Genomic DNA, 17,803 nt, shown 5'->3' with positions numbered 1-17,803 from the left:
CTGCAAGCTCTAAGCTGCAAGCCGCAAGTCGATCACGTATGCCCGGCAAACCTCGCACTGCTTCATTTGCAGATTGAGGCTTGCCACTTGCAGCTGCTTTATTGCGGACTCGCACGAGTACTGGTGAGCAGAGACTTCAGGTTCGCTGCCTTGGGTTTGACCAGCCAGAAGCGACGCAGGTAGTCGTCGAGGTTCTCGGCCAGTTCACGCCCCCACTCGCTGTCGGTTTCCGCGACGTACTCGTTCAGCACGTTTTGCAGGTGGCTGCGGTAGGCTTCCATCGCTTCGCCACTGATCCGCTGGATTTCCACCAGTTCGTGGTTGACCCGGTCAACGAAGGTGTTGTCCTGGTCGAGCACGTAGGCGAAACCGCCGGTCATGCCCGAGCCGAAGTTGTAACCGGTCTTGCCCAGTACGCAGACGAAACCACCGGTCATGTACTCGCAGCAGTGATCGCCGGTGCCTTCCACCACGGTGTGGGCACCGGAGTTACGCACGGCGAAACGCTCGCCCGCGGTGCCGGCGGCGAACAGCTTGCCGCCGGTGGCGCCGTACAGGCAGGTGTTGCCGATAATGGCGCTGTCCTGAGTCTTGTAGACGCTGCCCTTGGGCGGAACGATGACCAGCTTGCCGCCGGTCATGCCCTTGCCCACGTAGTCGTTGGCATCGCCTTCCAGGTACAGGTTCAGGCCGCCGGCGTTCCACACGCCGAAGCTCTGGCCCGCAGTGCCCTTGAAGCGGAACGTGATCGGCGCCTGGGCCATGCCCTGGTTGCCGTGGAGCCGGGCGATCTCGCCGGAGATGCGTGCGCCGATGGAACGGTCGCAGTTGCAGATATCCAGTTCGAACTCGGCTCCGCTCTTGTCGTTGATCGCCGAACGCGCCATGTCGACCATTTTTTCGGCGAGCAGGCCCTGGTCGAACGGTGGGTTGCGGTCCACCTGGCAGAACTGCGGCTTGTCCGCCGGGACGTGATCGCTGCCCAGCAACGGGGTCAGGTCCAGGTGGTGCTGCTTGGCCGTCTGGCCCTCTAGCACCTCCAGCAGATCGGTGCGGCCGATCAACTCTTCCAGGGAGCGCACGCCGAGCTTGGCCAGCCACTCACGGGTTTCTTCGGCGACGTAGGTGAAGAAGTTCACCACCATGTCGACGGTGCCGATGTAGTGATCCTTGCGCAGCTTCTCGTTCTGGGTGGCGACGCCGGTGGCGCAGTTGTTCAGGTGGCAGATGCGCAGGTACTTGCAGCCCAGGGCGATCATCGGCGCGGTGCCGAAGCCGAAGCTTTCGGCGCCGAGGATGGCCGCCTTGATCACGTCGAGGCCGGTTTTCAGGCCGCCGTCGGTCTGCACCCGGACCTTGCCGCGCAGGTCGTTGCCGCGCAGGGTCTGGTGAGTTTCCGCCAGGCCCAGTTCCCACGGCGCGCCGGCGTACTTGATCGAGGTCAGCGGCGAAGCGCCGGTGCCGCCGTCATAGCCGGAGATGGTGATCAGGTCGGCATAGGCCTTGGCCACGCCGGCGGCGATGGTGCCGACACCGGCTTCCGCCACCAGTTTCACCGAAACCAGGGCCTGAGGGTTGACCTGCTTGAGGTCGAAGATCAGCTGCGACAGGTCTTCGATGGAGTAGATGTCGTGGTGCGGCGGTGGTGAGATCAGGGTCACGCCGGGCACGGCGTAACGCAGCTTGGCGATCAGGCCGTTGACCTTGCCGCCGGGCAGTTGGCCGCCTTCGCCGGGCTTGGCGCCCTGGGCCACCTTGATCTGCAGCACTTCGGCGTTGACCAGGTATTCCGGGGTCACGCCGAAACGGCCAGTGGCCACTTGCTTAATCTTGGAGCTCTTGATGGTGCCGTAGCGCGCCGGATCTTCACCGCCTTCACCGGAGTTGGAGCGCGCACCGAGGCGGTTCATGGCTTCGGCCAGGGCTTCGTGGGCCTCGGGGGACAAGGCACCCAGGGAGATGCCCGCGGAGTCGAAGCGCTTGAGGATCGACTCCAGGGGCTCCACTTCGCTGATGTCCATGGGCGTGTCCAGGGTCTTCACCTTGAACAGGTCACGGATCATCGACACCGGGCGGTTGTCCACCAGCGCGGTGTATTCCTTGAACTTGGCGTAGTCGCCCTGCTGCACGGCGGCTTGCAGGGTGTTGACCACGTCCGGATTGTAGGCGTGGTATTCGCCACCGTGGACGAACTTCAGCAGGCCGCCTTGCTGGATCGGCTTGCGCGGGCTCCAGGCTTCGGTCGCCAGGGCTTTCTGCTCGGCTTCGATGTCGACGAAACGTGCACCCTTGATACGGCTCGGTACGCCACGGAAGCTCAGGTTGCAGACTTCCTCGGACAGGCCGATGGCTTCGAACAGCTGCGCGCCACGGTAGGAAGCGATGGTGGAGATGCCCATCTTCGACAGGATCTTCAGCAGGCCCTTGGTGATGCCCTTGCGGTAGTTCTTGAACACCTCATAGAGGTCGCCCAGCACTTCACCGGTACGGATCAGGTCGCCCAGCACTTCGTAGGCCAGGAACGGATAGACCGCCGAGGCACCGAAACCGATCAGCACCGCAAAGTGATGCGGATCGCGGGCAGTGGCGGTTTCCACCAGGATGTTGGAGTCGCAACGCAGGCCTTTTTCGGTCAGGCGGTGGTGTACCGCGCCCGTGGCCAGGGAAGCGTGGATCGGCAGCTTGCCCGGAGCGATATGGCGGTCGCTGAGGACGATCTGGGTGCGACCGGCGCGCACGGCCTCTTCCGCCTGATCGGCGACATTGCGGATCGCCGCTTCCAGGCCAACGCTTTCGTCGTAGTTGAGGTCGATGATCTGCCGCTCGAAGCCCGGGCGGTCGAGGTTCATCAGCGAGCGCCACTTGGCCGGGGAGATCACTGGCGAGCTGAGGATCACGCGCGAGGCGTGCTCGGGCGATTCCTGGAAGATATTGCGCTCGGCACCGAGGCAGATCTCCAGGGACATGACGATGGCTTCGCGCAGCGGGTCGATCGGCGGGTTGGTGACCTGGGCGAACTGCTGGCGGAAGTAGTCGTAAGGGGTGCGCACGCGCTGGGACAGCACCGCCATCGGCGTGTCGTCGCCCATCGAACCCACTGCTTCGTAGCCTTGCTCGCCCAGCGGACGCAGGACCTGGTCACGTTCTTCGAAAGTGACCTGGTACATCTTCATGTACTGCTTGAGCTGGTCGACGTCGTAGAAGGCCGAACCGTGGTCGTTGTCTTCCATGGTGGCCTGGATGCGCAGGGCGTTCTTGCGCAGCCATTGCTTGTACGGATGGCGCGATTTCAGACGGTTGTCGATGGCGTCGGTGTCGAGGATCTGCCCGGTTTCGGTGTCCACGGCAAAGATCTGCCCCGGACCGACCCGGCCCTTGGCGATCACGTCTTCGGGCTGGTAGTTCCAGACGCCGATCTCCGAAGCCAGGGTGATGAAGCCGTTCTTGGTGGTGACCCAGCGGGCCGGACGCAGGCCGTTGCGGTCCAGCAGGCAGACGGCATAGCGGCCGTCGGTCATGACCACGCCGGCCGGGCCGTCCCAGGGCTCCATGTGCATGGAGTTGTATTCGTAGAACGCCCGCAGGTCCGGGTCCATGGTCTCGACGTTCTGCCACGCCGGCGGAATGATCATGCGCACGCCGCGGAACAGGTCGATGCCGCCGGTGACCATCAGTTCGAGCATGTTGTCCATGCTCGAGGAGTCGGAACCCACGCGGTTGACCAGCGGCCCGAGCTCTTCCAGATCCATCAGATCGTTGCTGAACTTGGTGCGCCGGGCCTGGGCCCAGTTGCGGTTGCCGGTGATGGTGTTGATCTCGCCGTTGTGGGCGAGGAAGCGGAATGGCTGGGCCAGCGGCCATTTCGGCAGGGTGTTGGTGGAGAAGCGCTGGTGGAACACGCAGATCGCGGTTTGCAGGCGCGGATCACCCAGGTCCGGATAGAAGGCGGCGAGGTCCGCCGGCATCATCAGGCCTTTATAGATGATGGTCTTGTGGGAAAAGCTGCAGATGTAGTGATCGGTGTCGGCAGCGTTGGCCACCGAGGAGCGACGACGGGAGCTGAACAGCTTGACGGCGAAATCCTGATCGCTCAGGCCTTCGCCACCGATGAACACTTGCTCGATCTGCGGCAGGCGCTCCAGGGCCAGACGCCCGAGCACACTGGTATCGATCGGCACTTTGCGCCAGCCCAGCAGTTGCAGGCCAGCGGCCAGGATCTCGCGGTTCATGTTTTCGCGAGCGGCTTCGGCCTTGGCCGGATCCTGGTTGAAGAACACCATGCCCACTGCATATTGCTTGGGCAGATCGGTGCCGAAATGCTCCTTGGCGACGGCGCGCAGGAACAGGTCGGGCTTTTGCATCAGCAGACCGCAACCGTCGCCGGTCTTGCCGTCCGCGTTGATCCCACCGCGGTGGGTCATGCAGGTCAGGGCCTCAATGGCCGTTTTCAACAGGGTATGACTGGGTTCGCCCTGCATATGGGCTATCAGGCCGAAACCACAGTTATCCTTAAATTCATCTGGTTGGTACAGACCTGCTTTCATAGACACTTTCTCACCAGGCTGCCTCTTATCGAGACAAATTTCTTTTCAATTCAACCACTTACCATCCACGCCGAACGTACGCCGACTTTGCGGGGGCAAAAGGGAGGTCATTGTACACACCGACACAAAGCCCCACAAATTTGGCGACGATCTGTCGCAAATTTATGTCGCATTTATGAACGTTTTAAAGCGATATGCTGTGCTAGTCAAAAAGTTTTGCTTTTGACTGCCGCGACTCAAAAACTACTGTGACGCAGACGCCACAAGGCACGCGGCCTGTAAGGCAGCATGCCGATGCGGAAATTTGAGGTTGCCGGGAGAGGCGGCCTGGGTAAGGCCGCCGAATCTTCAGCGAGTTGTTGCCAGTTCTTGTTGAACGCTAGCGACAGTGCGAGGCCAAGGTTTACCAGCCTGAACCTTCGCTGGCAAGGATTTGATGGCGCTGACCGCGGCATCGCGGCTGGAGAAGTTGCCGTAGGTGATCACATACAGCGGCTTGCCATTGAGGACTTTCTTGAAGTAACGGTACTCGCCGCCCTGCTCCTTGACGAAGCTCTGGGCCGTGGCTTCCGAACTGGTGCCAAGGATCTGCACCACGTAGTTGCCCGGCGCTTGACCGGCGTACCAGCTGCCACCGGCGGCCTTGGCCACGGTGACCGGCTTCTCCGCCGGCTTGGCGGCTGGAGCAGGCTTGGCGGCAACCGGTTTTTCCACCGGCTTGGGCGCTGGCGTCGGCTTGGCGGTGGCGACCTGGGTCGGCGCCGGGGTTGGCCGCGCAGCCGGAGTCGGTGCCGGACCGGCCACGGCGCCGGCAGGTGGCGCGGTGGTGGTCACGGTGGGCGGAACCGCGCTGGAGCCTTCCACCGGAACCCCGTCATCCCCCTCGGTAATGCCGCCTGCGGCTTCCGCCAGAGGACCACGCATCACTGGCTGCGACTGGCCGACCAACGGCAGAGGCATCGGTTGGGATGAACCGGCGAACTCCACAGATGGACTGCCATTGGCATTTGGCGTCGGCGTCTGACCCAGCGGCAACTGCGCCTGTTCATTGGTCGGCGTACCGCTGGTCGGTGCCTTGCTGCGCCCCGGCATCAGCCAGGCGGCAGCCACGGCCACCACCACTACAGCGGAAATGGCCAATACGTGTTTCTTCGGCATGTTGAACCCCATACTTGGACGCTTGACCGCAGAGCGGCTGGCGATCATGGCTTCGATCATTGCATCCCTGGCGACCTGGTTGATGTTGCCCGGCCAGCCATCGGAGCTTTCGTGAATATCACTGATCTGATCTGCAGAGAAAAGTTCGATGCCCTGACCCGCGCCTTCGAGGCGCTGGGCCAGATATTCGCGGGTTTCCTCTTCGGTGTAGGGCTGCAGTTCGATGACGTGGAAGCGTTCTTCCTCGGTGCTCAACTGATCCAGGGTGGCGATCAGCGACGACTCGCCGAACAGGAAGACATGAGGGCGGCCTTCCGGAGCCCCTGCCGCCAGAGCCAGCAGCGCCTCGAGCGCGGACTCGTCGAGCTGCTCGGCATCATCCACCAGCAGATAGACTTCCTGGCCGGTCAGGGCCAGTTGCACCACCTGGGCCAGAATCGCGCCGATCTCGGCCTGGGCCACATTCAGCGCCTGGGCCACCTGGCGCAACACGCCGGCGGCATCGCCGGCACCGCGGGCGGAAACCACCACGCTCTGTACCGACTGCTTGTTGGTGCTGGCAACCAGCGCCTGGCGCAGCAGGGTCTTGCCGCTGCCCTGGGGGCCGGTCACCACCAGCAATAACTGGCTATAGCGAGCCAGGTGATGCAATTGCCCCAACACAGGCTTGCGTTGGGCAGGAAAGAATTTGAAGCCAGGAACCCGGGGAGCGAAAGGATCATGGCTCAACTGGTAATGGCCGAGGAAAGCCTCGTCGGCGTGCAAACTAGTCATCGGGATTTTATTAACCTTTAAGCTGAGCCAGGGCGCGGTAATCCGCTCCCAGCGTGGCCTGTAAAACCTCTTTCGGATAATCGTCGGTCACTACGGCTTCGCCCATGCGGCGCAACAGCACCAGACGCAAACGACCGTCGATCACTTTCTTGTCAATTGCCATGTGTTCGAGAAAATCCGCTTCAGTCATCTCTTCAGGCGGGATGACCGGCAGGCCCGCGCGCTGGAACAGGCGAATACCGCGGTCACGCTCCTGGCAGGTGATCCAGCCCAGGCGTGCAGACATTTCCAGGGCCATGACGGTGCCCGCGGCAACCGCCTCGCCATGCAGCCAGACACCGTAGCCCATGTGGGTTTCGATGGCATGGCCAAAGGTGTGCCCCAGGTTGAGGGTGGCGCGCACCCCGGACTCACGCTCGTCGGCACCCACCACGGCGGCCTTGGCCGCACAGGAGCGTTCGATGGCGTAAGTCAGCGCCTGCTGGTCCAGGGCCCGCAGGCGATCGACGTTTTCTTCCAGCCAGGTGAGGAAGGGTTCGTCGCAGATCAGGCCGTACTTGATCACTTCCGCCAGGCCCGCCGACAGCTCGCGGCTGGGCAGGGTATTGAGGCTGGCGGTGTCGATCAGCACCACGTTCGGCTGGTAGAAGGCGCCGACCATGTTCTTGCCCAGTGGATGGTTGATACCGGTCTTGCCGCCCACCGAAGAGTCCACCTGGGACAGCAGAGTGGTCGGGATCTGGATGAAGTCCACGCCGCGCTGATAGCAGGCAGCGGCAAAGCCGGCCATGTCGCCGATCACGCCGCCACCGAGGGCAATCAGGGTGGTGCGCCGATCATGACGCGCGGTCAGCAGGCCATCGAAGATCAACTGCAGGGTTTCCCAGTTCTTGTGGGCCTCGCCATCGGGCAGGACCACCGAGATCACCGAGTATTGCTCCAGGCTGCGGGTCAGGCGCTCAAGGTACAGCGGCGCGACCGTTTCATTGGAAATGATCGCCACTTGCCGTCCGGCGATATGTGGCACCAGCAGCTCGGGCCGGTCCAACAATCCTTCACCAATGTGAATCGGGTAGCTGCGCTCGCCTAGATCGACCTTAAGTGTCTGCATGTGTCCCCACAGTGAAGATGGAAGCAGGCGTTGTGCCTTGTATTGACGATGGGCCTCGTCAGGTCTTCTGACGCTGCCCGATAGCTCTGCGCCACACCCTGGCGGTCATGGCGCGACGCCGAGAATAGCGCATTTCGCTCGGCGCATTAACGGGGTGGCAACTGCTGCAGGCGCTCCAGGATGTCCAGCACCACCATTCGCGGCGGCCGCTCATCGGTTTCCACCACCAGATCGGCGATTTCCCGATAAAGCGGATCGCGGACTTCCAGCAAGTCGCGCAGGGTCTTGGCCGGATCGGCGGTGCGCAGCAAGGGACGATTGCGGTCCCTGGCAGTCCGACCAACCTGTTGCTCCACCGAAGCATGCAGATAGACCACTCGTCCGCCGGCATGCAGTGCCCGACGATTGGCCTCGCGCATGACCGCGCCACCACCGGTGGCCAGGACCACGCCGTCGGTGCCACAGAGCTCGGCGATCATTGCCTGCTCGCGATCGCGAAAGCCCGGTTCGCCTTCCTTATCGAAGATCCACGGGATGTTCGCGCCTGTACGCAGTTCAATTTCCTTATCGGAATCTTTGAATGGCAGGCGCAGCTCTTTGGCCAGTAAGCGGCCTATGGTGCTTTTTCCAGCCCCCATCGGCCCAACAAGAATCAAATTTCGCACAGAATCAACGACTCACAGCAATCGCCTGGTTGTTCATGATACGCGGAGTGAGAAATACCAGCAGCTCGGATTTTTTCTCCGACACCACGTCACGCCGGAAAAGGCGGCCAAGATACGGCACATCGCCAAGAAATGGCACTTTATCTACAACCTTGCTCTGGGTATTGGAAAAAACCCCGCCAATGACGATGGTTTCTCCGTCACGAACCAGGACCTTGGCATTGACCTCGTTCTTCTTGATCGGCGGCACATCCTGGACCTTGTTCAGGTAGTCCGGCTCGTCCTTGGTGACCTTGACCTCCATGATGATGCGGTTGTCGGGGGTGATCTGCGGCGTCACCTCAAGGGACAGCGAAGCCTCCCGAAACGACACGGACGTGGCGCCACTGGAACTGGCTTCCTGATAGGGAATCTCGGTGCCCTTGAGGATCCTCGCGGTTTCCTTGTCGGAGGTGACCACCCTGGGCCGGGAAACAATCTCGCCATTGCCGGTCTTCTCCATGGCGCTCAGTTCCAGGTCCAGCAGCACGTTGTCGGAGAGGTAGGCGATGTCGATGCCCGAGGTATTGGCAACAGCCCCAAGGTCGACGAACGGCGCGCTGCCACTGCCCGGCGCCCTGACCGCCGATGAACCGCCGCCCTGCACCCCGGAAGCCTGCCAATGGCCCCTGTTGCCCAGCGAACCGCCCCAGCGCACTCCCAGGCTCTTGTTGTAATCGAGGTTGGCCTCGACGATCCGTGCCTCGATCATCACCTGGCGCACCGCAACGTCCAGCTGGCCAACGATACGCCGCAGCTCATCGAGGCGCTCCTGGGTCTGGTAGGCAATGATGTTGTTGGTGCGCTCGTCCACGGTGATCGAGCCCCGTTCGCCAGCCTGGTCCTCGGTGCCGGTCACCGAATGGAACAGCTTGGCGATGTCCGCGGCCTTGGCGTAGTTGACCTGTAGCAGCTCCCGGCGCAGCGGTGCCAGATCCTGCAACCGCTTCTGCGACTCCAGTTCCTGACGTTCCCGGGCGGCCATTTCATCCGCCGGGGCCACCAGCAAGACATCACCCACCTGGCGCTTGTCCAGGCCCTTGGTCTTGAGCACCAGATCCAGGGCCTGATCCCAGGGCACACGCTGCAGGCGCAGGGTAATGCTGCCTTGCACCGTGTCGCTGGCCACCAGGTTGAGGCCCGTGAAGTCGGCGATCAGTTGCAGCACCGAACGCACCTCGATGTCCTGGAAGTTCAACGAAAGCTTGGCGCCGCCATAAGCAGGCCCGGCCACAGCGCCGCCGAGCGAGTGCGTCGGGGCTGGGTCCCCCGCCTGAAGCGGCGCGGATGCCCGAGCGGCCTCAGCGGCCGGAGTGGTCTTGAGTTCGGCGGCGCCGACCAGCGGTGCCAGCAGCGCCATCCATAGCGCCACACCGATGGCTGAAACAGTCCTGTTCATTGTGAAGACTCCACCTAAGAGTGTTTTTTCAGCAGCAGCGTCCGTGGTCGTTCCTGCCAGCCCCCCGCCCCATCGGCAACAATTTCCAACACCTCGACCCGTGACTCGCTGATCGCCACGATCCGACCTTCGCTTCGCCCCAGGTAGTCACCGATCTGCAACCGGTGGACACCCTCGGCACTGCGCAACAGGGCGAAGCTGGCGCTGGTGCCGGACATGGTTCCGACCATCTGCAACCGCTCGATATCAAAGCCCTCCAGATACTGCCGGGGTCGCTGCGGATCCGGCCGGACTGCCTGCTCGCTCCATCGACGCTCGACGCGTTCGACGCTCTGCGGGGGCTGGAACGGGCTGCGCAGCCCACTGGCGTCATAGGTGAAAGCGGGGCTGGAGCGGACAACCGGCAGCGGCTCAATCGGCTCCGGCGCTTGCCGCCGCATCTGCTTCATAAAAGCCTGGGTTTCAGCGAAGTCGGCGGCCCCTTCGCACCCGCACAAGCCCATACCAAAGCAGGCCCACATCAGCCAGCGCCAGGCCTTCATGAGTGCGGTTCCGGGCTGTCGTAGCTGTAGGTTCGCGCCCCGATGCTCAAGCGCAAGCGCGCAGGATCACCCGCTTCCAGGGGCCTGAGCTGAAAATCATGCAAGGTGACGATTAGCGGCAGGCCGGCGACGCCGCTGACGAAGGTCGCCAGATCGTGATAGCCACCTGTCACCGTGATCTGGATCGGCAGCTCGACATAAAACGGACGCGGTACGGGCGGTTGCAACTTGATCTCTTCGAGCGCCAGACCGCTGCCCAAGCCCAGGCGACTGATGTCTTCAAGCAACCCCGGGACTTCGCCGTCGCTGGGCAACTGATGCAGCAACTGCTCGAAACGGCTGCGCAGGGCCGCGAGCTGCGCCCGATACAGCTCGAGATTGGCCACTTGCCGAGCCTTGCTGGCGAACTGCTGCTTGAGGCGGGTTTCTTCGTGACGCACCTGCTGCAGTTGCCGCAGATGAGGGCTCAGGTACAGGCCGTAACCTGCTGCCAGGATCACCAGCAGAAGCAAGGCCGCCGTCAGCGCCCTCAACGGCGCAGGCCAGGAGCCGAGGTTGCTCAGCTCCAGCTCTCGCAAATCGGTGCCACGCAGCTGCGCCAGCCACCCGCTCGGCCTCATCGCGTCGTCTCCTCAGGCAGCGGCGGCATCAACCCGACACTGAGCCGAAACAGATGGCTCGGCTGCGGCTGCACCTCGCTGGTCTTTTTCACTTCGGCCAGGCTGGGAGCGGCAAATCCTGCGGTCGCCTGCAGATTGCGCAGCAAATCGGAGATCCGGCCATTGGCCTGGGCAACTCCACTGATACTCAAGTTCTGCCCCTGCAGATCGACTTCGGTGAAATGCAGGCCATCGGGCACGCTGCGGGTCAACTCCTGGAACATCCGTACCCGGGTCGAGCGGCTGTCTTGCAGGGCCTCGATAACCTGCATGCGCTCAAGCAGTTGCTGGCGTTGAGCCTTGAGCTCGCGAACAGCGGCGATCTGCTGATCCAGGTCCACGTTCGCCTGCTCCAGGTACTGGTTGCGGGCCTGCTGCCGAGCACTCACGCGCTCGATGCCGACATCAATCAGCAGCACCAGCCCCAAGCCCAGCAGCAGGATGACTGCCACTATCTGCAAAAAGCGCCGCTGTTGCTGCGCCCGCGCAGCTTCCCGCCAGGGAAGAAAGTTGATCCGGGCCATCAGTCGAACCCTCTCAGGGCCAGACCGCAGGCCAGCAGCAGCTCAGGCGCCTGTTCGGCGAGCGCCTGGGCATCGACCCGGGGCCCGACGCTCATGCCGACGAACGGATTGGCAAGGGTCGTGGCTATCCCCAGTTGCTGTTCGATCCGCCGCTCCAGCCCGGCAAGGCGCATGCCCTCGCCAGCCAGCAGCAACCACTGCACCGGTTGCCGCTGTGGCGACTCGGAGAACTGTTGCAAGGCGCGCTGGACGTTGTGCAGCAAGTCCTGCTCAAAGGGCCGCAGCGCCTCCTCGAGACAGACTGACGGCAAACCTCCCTGGCGCTCGGCTCGCAGCGCCTGATCCAGGGTCAACGAGAAACGCTGCCCAAGGACCTGGGTCAGCTGCCGACTACCGAACAGCTGCTCGCGGCTGTAAATGATTCGCCGGTCGCGCATCACACTGAAACTGCTGACGCCCGACCCTACGTCCAACAGCGCCACCGCAGACTGCGTGGCCGCCGGACTCTGCGCCGTCAACAGCGCCAGGCAACGCTCCAGGGCCAGGGGCGCGCTCTCCACCACCTGCGGCGTCAGGCCGGCCCGGGCCAGCAGCGCCTCCCGGGCTTCGACCGTCTCGTGGCGACAGGCCACCAGCAACACCTGGACCCGCCGAGGATTGCCCGGCACCCTGCCCTGCACTTCAAAGTCGGTGGCCACCTCTTCCAGGGGATAGGGAATGTACTGGCCCGCTTCCAGACTGAGCTGGTACTCCAACTCCGCTTCATCCAGTTCCGCCGGCATGTCGATCAGTTTGCTGATCACCGCTTCACCGGGCACCGCCACCGCGGCCGCCTTGAGGCGACTGCCGCTTGTGCGCCAGGCCTGGCATAACGCCACGGCCTGCGCCTCGGCGTCGACACCGCCCGATTCGAGAAATGAGTCGGGTGCCAGGTCTTGCCGGGCATACGCCTCGACCCGGTAGCCCCGGCCCTCCCGGCTCAAGGACAGGAGCCTGACCGATGTGGCGCCGATATCGATCCCCAACAGGGAACTCGACTTTCTGCTGAAGACTCCAAGCACACCAATTCCCTTTGCCTATCCGTGACTTACGAACCCCAGGAGCAGCAGCGCATTCAATCGCCACACCTTGACAGACGGGCAAATGACGCTCTCGGCGGAAAATGCTTATAATGCCCAGCGTTTTTTCCCGCTTTTCCTGCTGCGTGGGTCGGTCCCTGATTACCTTGAATGCCCTGACGCCTAATTCATTCCTTTCTCTGGAAATCCAAAAGCCTTGATTCGTCTGCTGAAGTTTTTCGGGTGGTCCATCGTCGCTGTGTTCTGCGGGCTGCTTCTCGCCCTCTCCGGTGCGTTTCTTTATCTTAGTCCCGGCCTTCCATCGGTTGAGGCCCTGAGAAGCATCCAGTTGCAGATTCCTCTGCGGGTGTACAGCAGCGACGGCAAGTTGATCGCAGAATTTGGCGAAATGCGCCGTACCCCCATACGTTTCGCCGAAATTCCACCCAACTTCATCAATGCGTTACTAAGTGCTGAAGACGACAACTTCGCTAACCATTACGGAGTTGACCCCAGCAGCCTGATGCGCGCCGCGACCCAGTTGGTCAAGAGCGGACACATCCAGTCCGGCGGCAGCACCATCACCATGCAGGTGGCGAAGAACTTCTTCCTCAGCAGTGAGCGCAGCTTTTCGCGCAAGACCACCGAGATTCTCCTGGCCCTGCAGATCGAGCGGCAACTGACCAAAGACGAGATCCTCGAGCTGTACGTCAACAAGATCTACCTGGGCAACCGCGCCTACGGGATCGAGGCGGCAGCCCAGGTGTACTACGGCAAGTCCATTCGCGACGTGAGCCTGGCGCAGATGGCGATGATCGCCGGCCTGCCCAAGGCCCCGTCACGCTTCAACCCGCTGGCCAATCCGGCGCGCAGCAAGGAGCGCCGCGACTGGATCCTCGGCCGCATGTACAAGCTGGGCAAGATCACCGAAGCGGCCTACACCGAAGCCATCAACGAGCCGCTGAACGCCAGCTACCACGTGCCGACGCCGGAAGTGAACGCGCCGTACATCGCCGAGATGGCCCGCGCCGAGATGGTCGGCCGTTATGGCAGCGACGCTTATACCGAAGGTTTCCGCGTCACCACCACCGTGCCCAGCGACCTGCAGGAGATGGCCAATACCGCGGTCCAGGAAGGCTTGATGACCTACGACCAGCGCCACGGCTACCGTGGTCCTGAGTCGCGCCTGCCCGGCAAGACCCATGCCGCCTGGGCCACAGAGTTGACCAAGCAGCGGACCATCAGCAGCCTGGAACCGGCGATCGTCACTCAGGTCGAGAAGAACGGCCTACAGGTGCTGACCCGCAACGGCGAGGAACATGTGGCCTGGGAGAGCATGAAATGGGCCCGGCCGTTCCTCAACACCAACAGCATGGGCGCCGCTCCTCGCCAGCCGGCGGACGTGGCCCAGGTCGGCGACCTGATTCGCGTGCAGCGCCAGGCGGACAACTCCCTGAAGTTCAGCCAGGTCCCGGTCGCCCAGGGTGCCCTGGTGACCCTGGACCCGCAAAACGGTGCGATCCGCGCCCTGGTCGGTGGCTTTGCCTTCGAGCAGAGCAACTACAACCGCGCGATGCAAGCCAAGCGCCAGCCCGGCTCGAGCTTCAAGCCGTTCGTCTATAGCGCGGCCCTGGACAATGGCTACACCGCGGCCAGCCTGGTCAACGACGCGCCGATCGTGTTCGTCGACGAGTACCTGGACAAGGTCTGGCGGCCGAAGAACGACACCAACACCTTCCTCGGCCCGATCCGCATGCGCGAAGCGCTGTACAAGTCGCGCAACCTGGTGTCGATCCGCCTGCTGCAGAGCATGGGCGTGGACCACACCATCGACTACATCAGCAAGTTCGGCTTCAACAAGCAGGACCTGCCGCGCAACCTGTCCCTGGCCCTGGGCACCGCGACCCTGACCCCCATGGAGATCGCCACCGGCTGGAGCACCTTTGCCAACGGCGGCTACAAGATCACCCCGTACATCATCGACAAGATCGAAAGCCGCAACGGCGAGCTGCTGTTCAGCGCCAACCCGCCCAGCGTCCCCACCGGGAACACCGCCAGCAGCGGCATCGCGGCGCCAGAGCACAACTTCACGGTCAACACCGTGGCCGGCGAAAACCCGGTACAGGCTCCGGTACAGACGCCCGCCGTCGCCGAACGGATCATCGACGGACGCACCACCTACATCCTCAACAGCATGCTCGAGGACGTGATCAAGCTGGGCACCGGGCGCCGAGCCCTGGCCCTGGGCCGTTCGGACCTGGCCGGCAAGACCGGTACTACCAACGAGTCCAAGGACGCCTGGTTCTCCGGCTACAACGCCGACTACGTGACCACGGTCTGGACCGGTTTCGACCAGCCGGAAAGCCTCGGACGTCGCGAATACGGCGGCACTGTGGCCCTGCCGATCTGGATGAACTTCATGGGCGCTGCCCTCAAGGGCAAGCCGCCGCACACCCAGGCCGAACCGGAAGGCATCCTCAGCCTGCGGGTCGACCCGGTCAGCGGCCGCGCCGCCACCCCGGGCACACCGAATGCCTACTTCGAGCTGTTCAAGAGTGAAGACACCCCACCCTCGGTCAACGAGCTGGGCAATGGCGTCGCACCGGGCAGCCCGCTGCCGGCGGACGAAGCGGCGCCAATCGACCTCTTCTAAGAGCAGCGGCAAGCTGCAAGTGATCGGCGGCAAGCAAGAGCGCGCCCCGCTCTTGCAGCTGGAAACTTGCAACTAGCCGCTGATTGCCTGCCCATAAAAAAACCCGGCTCGATGGCCGGGTTTTTTTATGGGCGGCTGTTAGCCGTTGAACACATCGTCCACGCTCTTGAGCGGGTAGTTCTTCGGATACGGCAGGGTCGCCACGCCGGTCTCGATAGCGGCCTTGGCCACGGCATCGGAGATCACGGTGATCAGACGGGCATCCATCGGCTTCGGAATGATGTACTCACGACCGAATTCCAGCTTGATGCCACCGTAGGCGTCGCACACTTCCTGAGGCACTGGCAGCTTGGCCAGTTCACGCAGGGCGTTGGCCGCGGCGATCTTCATTTCTTCGTTGATGCGCTTGGCGCGAACGTCCAGGGCACCACGGAAGATGAACGGGAAGCCCAGCACGTTGTTCACCTGGTTCGGGTAGTCGGAACGGCCGGTGGCCATGATCACGTCGTCACGGGTGGCGTGAGCCAGCTCTGGAGCGATTTCCGGATCCGGGTTCGAGCAGGCGAACACGATCGGGTTCGGCGCCATCGACTTCAGGCCTTCAGCGCTCAGCAGGTTCGGACCGGACAGACCGACGAACACGTCGGCGCCTTGCAGGGCGTCGGCCAGGGTGCGCTTGTCGGTGGTGTGGGCGAAGACTGCCTTGTACTGATTCAGGTCGTCACGGCCAGCGTGGATAACGCCGGTACGGTCAACCATGAAGATGTTCTCGATCTGTGCGCCCATGCTCACCAGCAGTTTCATGCAGGAGATGGCGGCCGCACCGGCGCCCAGGCAGACGATCTTGGCATCGGCCAGGGTTTTGCCAGCGATTTCCAGGGCGTTGATCATGCCGGCAGCGGTCACGATCGCGGTGCCGTGCTGGTCATCGTGGAACACCGGAATGTCGCACTGCTCGATCAGAGCACGTTCGATCTCAAAGCACTCTGGCGCCTTGATGTCTTCCAGGTTGATGCCACCGAAGGTGATGGAGATACGCTTGACGGTGTCGATGAAAGCCTGCGGACTTTCGGAATCGACTTCGATGTCGAATACATCGATGCCGGCGAAACGCTTGAACAGCACGCCCTTGCCTTCCATCACCGGCTTGGAGGCCAGTGGGCCGAGGTTGCCCAGGCCGAGAATCGCGGTGCCATCGGAAATGACGGCAACCAGGTTGCCTTTGCCGGTGTACTTGTAGGCCAGTTCCGGATCGCGAGCGATTTCGCGTACCGGCTCGGCTACGCCGGGGCTGTAGGCCAGCGCCAGATCACGAGCGGTAGCAGTGGCCTTGGTGAGCTCGACACTCAGCTTTCCTGGACGAGGATTGGCATGATATTCGAGAGCGGCAGTTTTCAAATCAGACATGTGGGCATTCCGCTTTTTACTGTTGGACAGACGGACCGCCGAGGATACGCGTGTCGCATAGTCCCTACAAGACTGCCCAGTCACCCCTGTCAAGGCCCGTAGCGTACGACTTTGGGCCAAGAGCCACGGGGTACAAGGCTTTCAACTGTTCACAATCCAATTAAAAAATGTCTACAATTTTTCTTTATCAGAGAAGTCTGAGCATGGAAACGTCAGTCAGCGACAACATCCAGCCTGCCCCGCTCGACCTAAAACCGCCGGAACGCGAACGTGCCAGCACCCAGCCCCGAGCCTCGATCCGCCGCCCGGAAAGCCCCTTGAGCCACTGACGATCGAAACGTCCCAGAACATTGGGTGCAATACGCAATACAACTGCACCGCGCAATGTGATCCAAACCCCGCCACGATTGCGTTCGACCTTGCTCACACGCCCCTCGAGCACGACAAAGCCGGAACGGCGGATCTGCTCCGCTTTCAGTACAGCTGAACGGCGCCAGAGGCCCAGCCCCGCTCGACGCGCGTGGTTTTCCGCAGCCTGCTGACAAGCGACCAGAGCGACGTTCGGCACGATGGCGATCTGATAGGCAAGCCCTTCGGCAATCAACCGGGCTTCCAGATTGGTTCCGCTGACGTCGTAGACATGGGCCAGCGTCCGCCCATGGCGATCGAGCCGCTCGAGTCCGGGCAACAAGCCGACCCGACCACCGCTCTGCGCCACCAGGCGCTGCAAACGTTGCCGCGCCGCCACCGCAAATGGCTCGGCCGGGCGCCCCCGACTGGCCAGCTCCGGCGCATTGAGGCCGATCATGCGCACGCTGCGACCATCCTTGAGATGCAGGGTATCGCCATCCACCACCCGCTGGACCGTTGCAGGAATCAGCCCCTCGGGGGCCGGGCAAAACGCCTGGGCGGCGGTCAGCCAAATCGCGGACACAAAAAAGGCGCCCACATGGGACGCCTTTTTCATCAGCGAGGAAAGTCGGTATCGGCTTTCCAGAACGATCAGCCTCAGGCCTTTTTCGTTGCGCCGAAAGCACCGAAGCGCGACTTGAACTTGTCGACACGACCGCCAACGTCCAGAGTCTTTTGCTTACCGGTGTAGAACGGGTGGCACTCGTTGCACACGTCCAGGCTCAGAGGCTTGGCCAGGGTGGAGCGAGTTTCGATGACGTTACCGCAGCTGCAGGTAGCGGTAACGGCTTCGTATACTGGATGGATATCGGCTTTCATGGTGTATTCCTCAGGCTAGCGTGCCGCCACCCAACACTAT

General features: G+C 62.6%; 12 protein-coding genes and 1 pseudogene. 1 reads left to right on the top strand and 12 read right to left on the bottom strand.

Going from position 1 to position 17,803, the window contains the following annotated elements:
- Nucleotides 1–98 precede the first annotated feature (98 nt).
- The 9 genes and pseudogenes from gltB to pilM all read right to left on the bottom strand — a co-directional run bounded on the left by gltB (nt 99) and on the right by pilM (nt 12,476).
- Nucleotides 99–4,544, bottom strand: a complete 4,446-nt coding sequence (gene gltB, locus PST29_RS02250) for a glutamate synthase large subunit (protein WP_060837166.1) — start codon at nt 4,542–4,544, stop codon at nt 99–101.
- A 348-nt stretch (nt 4,545–4,892) separates the two neighbouring features.
- Complete coding sequence (locus PST29_RS02245; RefSeq protein ID WP_060837165.1) at nt 4,893–6,476, bottom strand: SPOR domain-containing protein; 1,584 nt, start codon at nt 6,474–6,476, stop codon at nt 4,893–4,895.
- A gap of 10 nt (nt 6,477–6,486) precedes the next feature.
- A complete protein-coding gene (gene aroB, locus PST29_RS02240) occupies nt 6,487–7,587 on the bottom strand; it encodes a 3-dehydroquinate synthase (RefSeq protein WP_060842257.1) in 1,101 nt (366 codons plus the stop codon).
- A 146-nt stretch (nt 7,588–7,733) separates the two neighbouring features.
- Nucleotides 7,734–8,252: a shikimate kinase AroK gene (gene aroK, locus PST29_RS02235; protein WP_016966152.1), complete on the bottom strand. Its 519-nt coding sequence runs from the start codon at nt 8,250–8,252 to the stop codon at nt 7,734–7,736.
- A gap of 4 nt (nt 8,253–8,256) precedes the next feature.
- A pseudogene (locus PST29_RS02230) lies at nt 8,257–9,513 on the bottom strand (type IV pilus secretin PilQ); the annotation flags it as partial.
- Between the two features lie 191 nt (nt 9,514–9,704).
- Nucleotides 9,705–10,232, bottom strand: coding sequence for a pilus assembly protein PilP (locus PST29_RS02225; RefSeq protein ID WP_060842255.1), 528 nt, complete (start codon nt 10,230–10,232; stop codon nt 9,705–9,707).
- Nucleotides 10,229–10,852, bottom strand: coding sequence for a type 4a pilus biogenesis protein PilO (locus tag PST29_RS02220; RefSeq protein ID WP_060842254.1), 624 nt, complete (start codon nt 10,850–10,852; stop codon nt 10,229–10,231). The genes PST29_RS02225 and PST29_RS02220 overlap by 4 nt, the downstream gene beginning before the upstream one ends.
- Entirely contained in the window at nt 10,849–11,415 is a 567-nt protein-coding gene (locus PST29_RS02215) for a PilN domain-containing protein (protein WP_060842253.1), read from the bottom strand. The genes PST29_RS02220 and PST29_RS02215 overlap by 4 nt, the downstream gene beginning before the upstream one ends.
- On the bottom strand, nt 11,415–12,476 hold the full coding sequence (gene pilM / locus PST29_RS02210; protein ID WP_060842252.1) for a type IV pilus assembly protein PilM: 1,062 nt from the start codon (nt 12,474–12,476) through the stop codon (nt 11,415–11,417). The genes PST29_RS02215 and pilM overlap by 1 nt, the downstream gene beginning before the upstream one ends.
- Nucleotides 12,477–12,693: 217 nt before the next feature.
- On the opposite strand from pilM, the gene PST29_RS02205 reads away from it, so the two are divergent.
- Entirely contained in the window at nt 12,694–15,126 is a 2,433-nt protein-coding gene (locus PST29_RS02205; RefSeq protein ID WP_375136272.1) for a penicillin-binding protein 1A, read from the top strand.
- Nucleotides 15,127–15,264: 138 nt separating this feature from the next.
- Here the strand turns inward: PST29_RS02205 and PST29_RS02200 are convergent, their stop codons facing one another.
- The 3 genes from PST29_RS02200 to rpmE all read right to left on the bottom strand — a co-directional run bounded on the left by PST29_RS02200 (nt 15,265) and on the right by rpmE (nt 17,763).
- Nucleotides 15,265–16,533 carry a malic enzyme-like NAD(P)-binding protein gene (locus PST29_RS02200; RefSeq protein ID WP_060837157.1) on the bottom strand — a complete coding sequence of 423 codons (1,269 nt, stop codon included), beginning with the start codon at nt 16,531–16,533 and terminating at the stop codon, nt 15,265–15,267.
- A gap of 187 nt (nt 16,534–16,720) precedes the next feature.
- Nucleotides 16,721–17,500: a thermonuclease family protein gene (locus PST29_RS02195; protein ID WP_060842251.1), complete on the bottom strand. Its 780-nt coding sequence runs from the start codon at nt 17,498–17,500 to the stop codon at nt 16,721–16,723.
- Nucleotides 17,501–17,541: 41 nt separating this feature from the next.
- A complete protein-coding gene (gene rpmE / locus PST29_RS02190; RefSeq protein ID WP_016962748.1) occupies nt 17,542–17,763 on the bottom strand; it encodes a 50S ribosomal protein L31 in 222 nt (73 codons plus the stop codon).
- Nucleotides 17,764–17,803: the final 40 nt, after the last annotated feature.

Source organism: Pseudomonas sp. St29 (genome assembly GCF_001547915.1).
Taxonomy (GTDB): domain Bacteria; phylum Pseudomonadota; class Gammaproteobacteria; order Pseudomonadales; family Pseudomonadaceae; genus Aquipseudomonas.
Note: the sequence above shows the minus strand (reverse complement) of the source record. Positions and strands in the feature narration are given on the sequence as shown.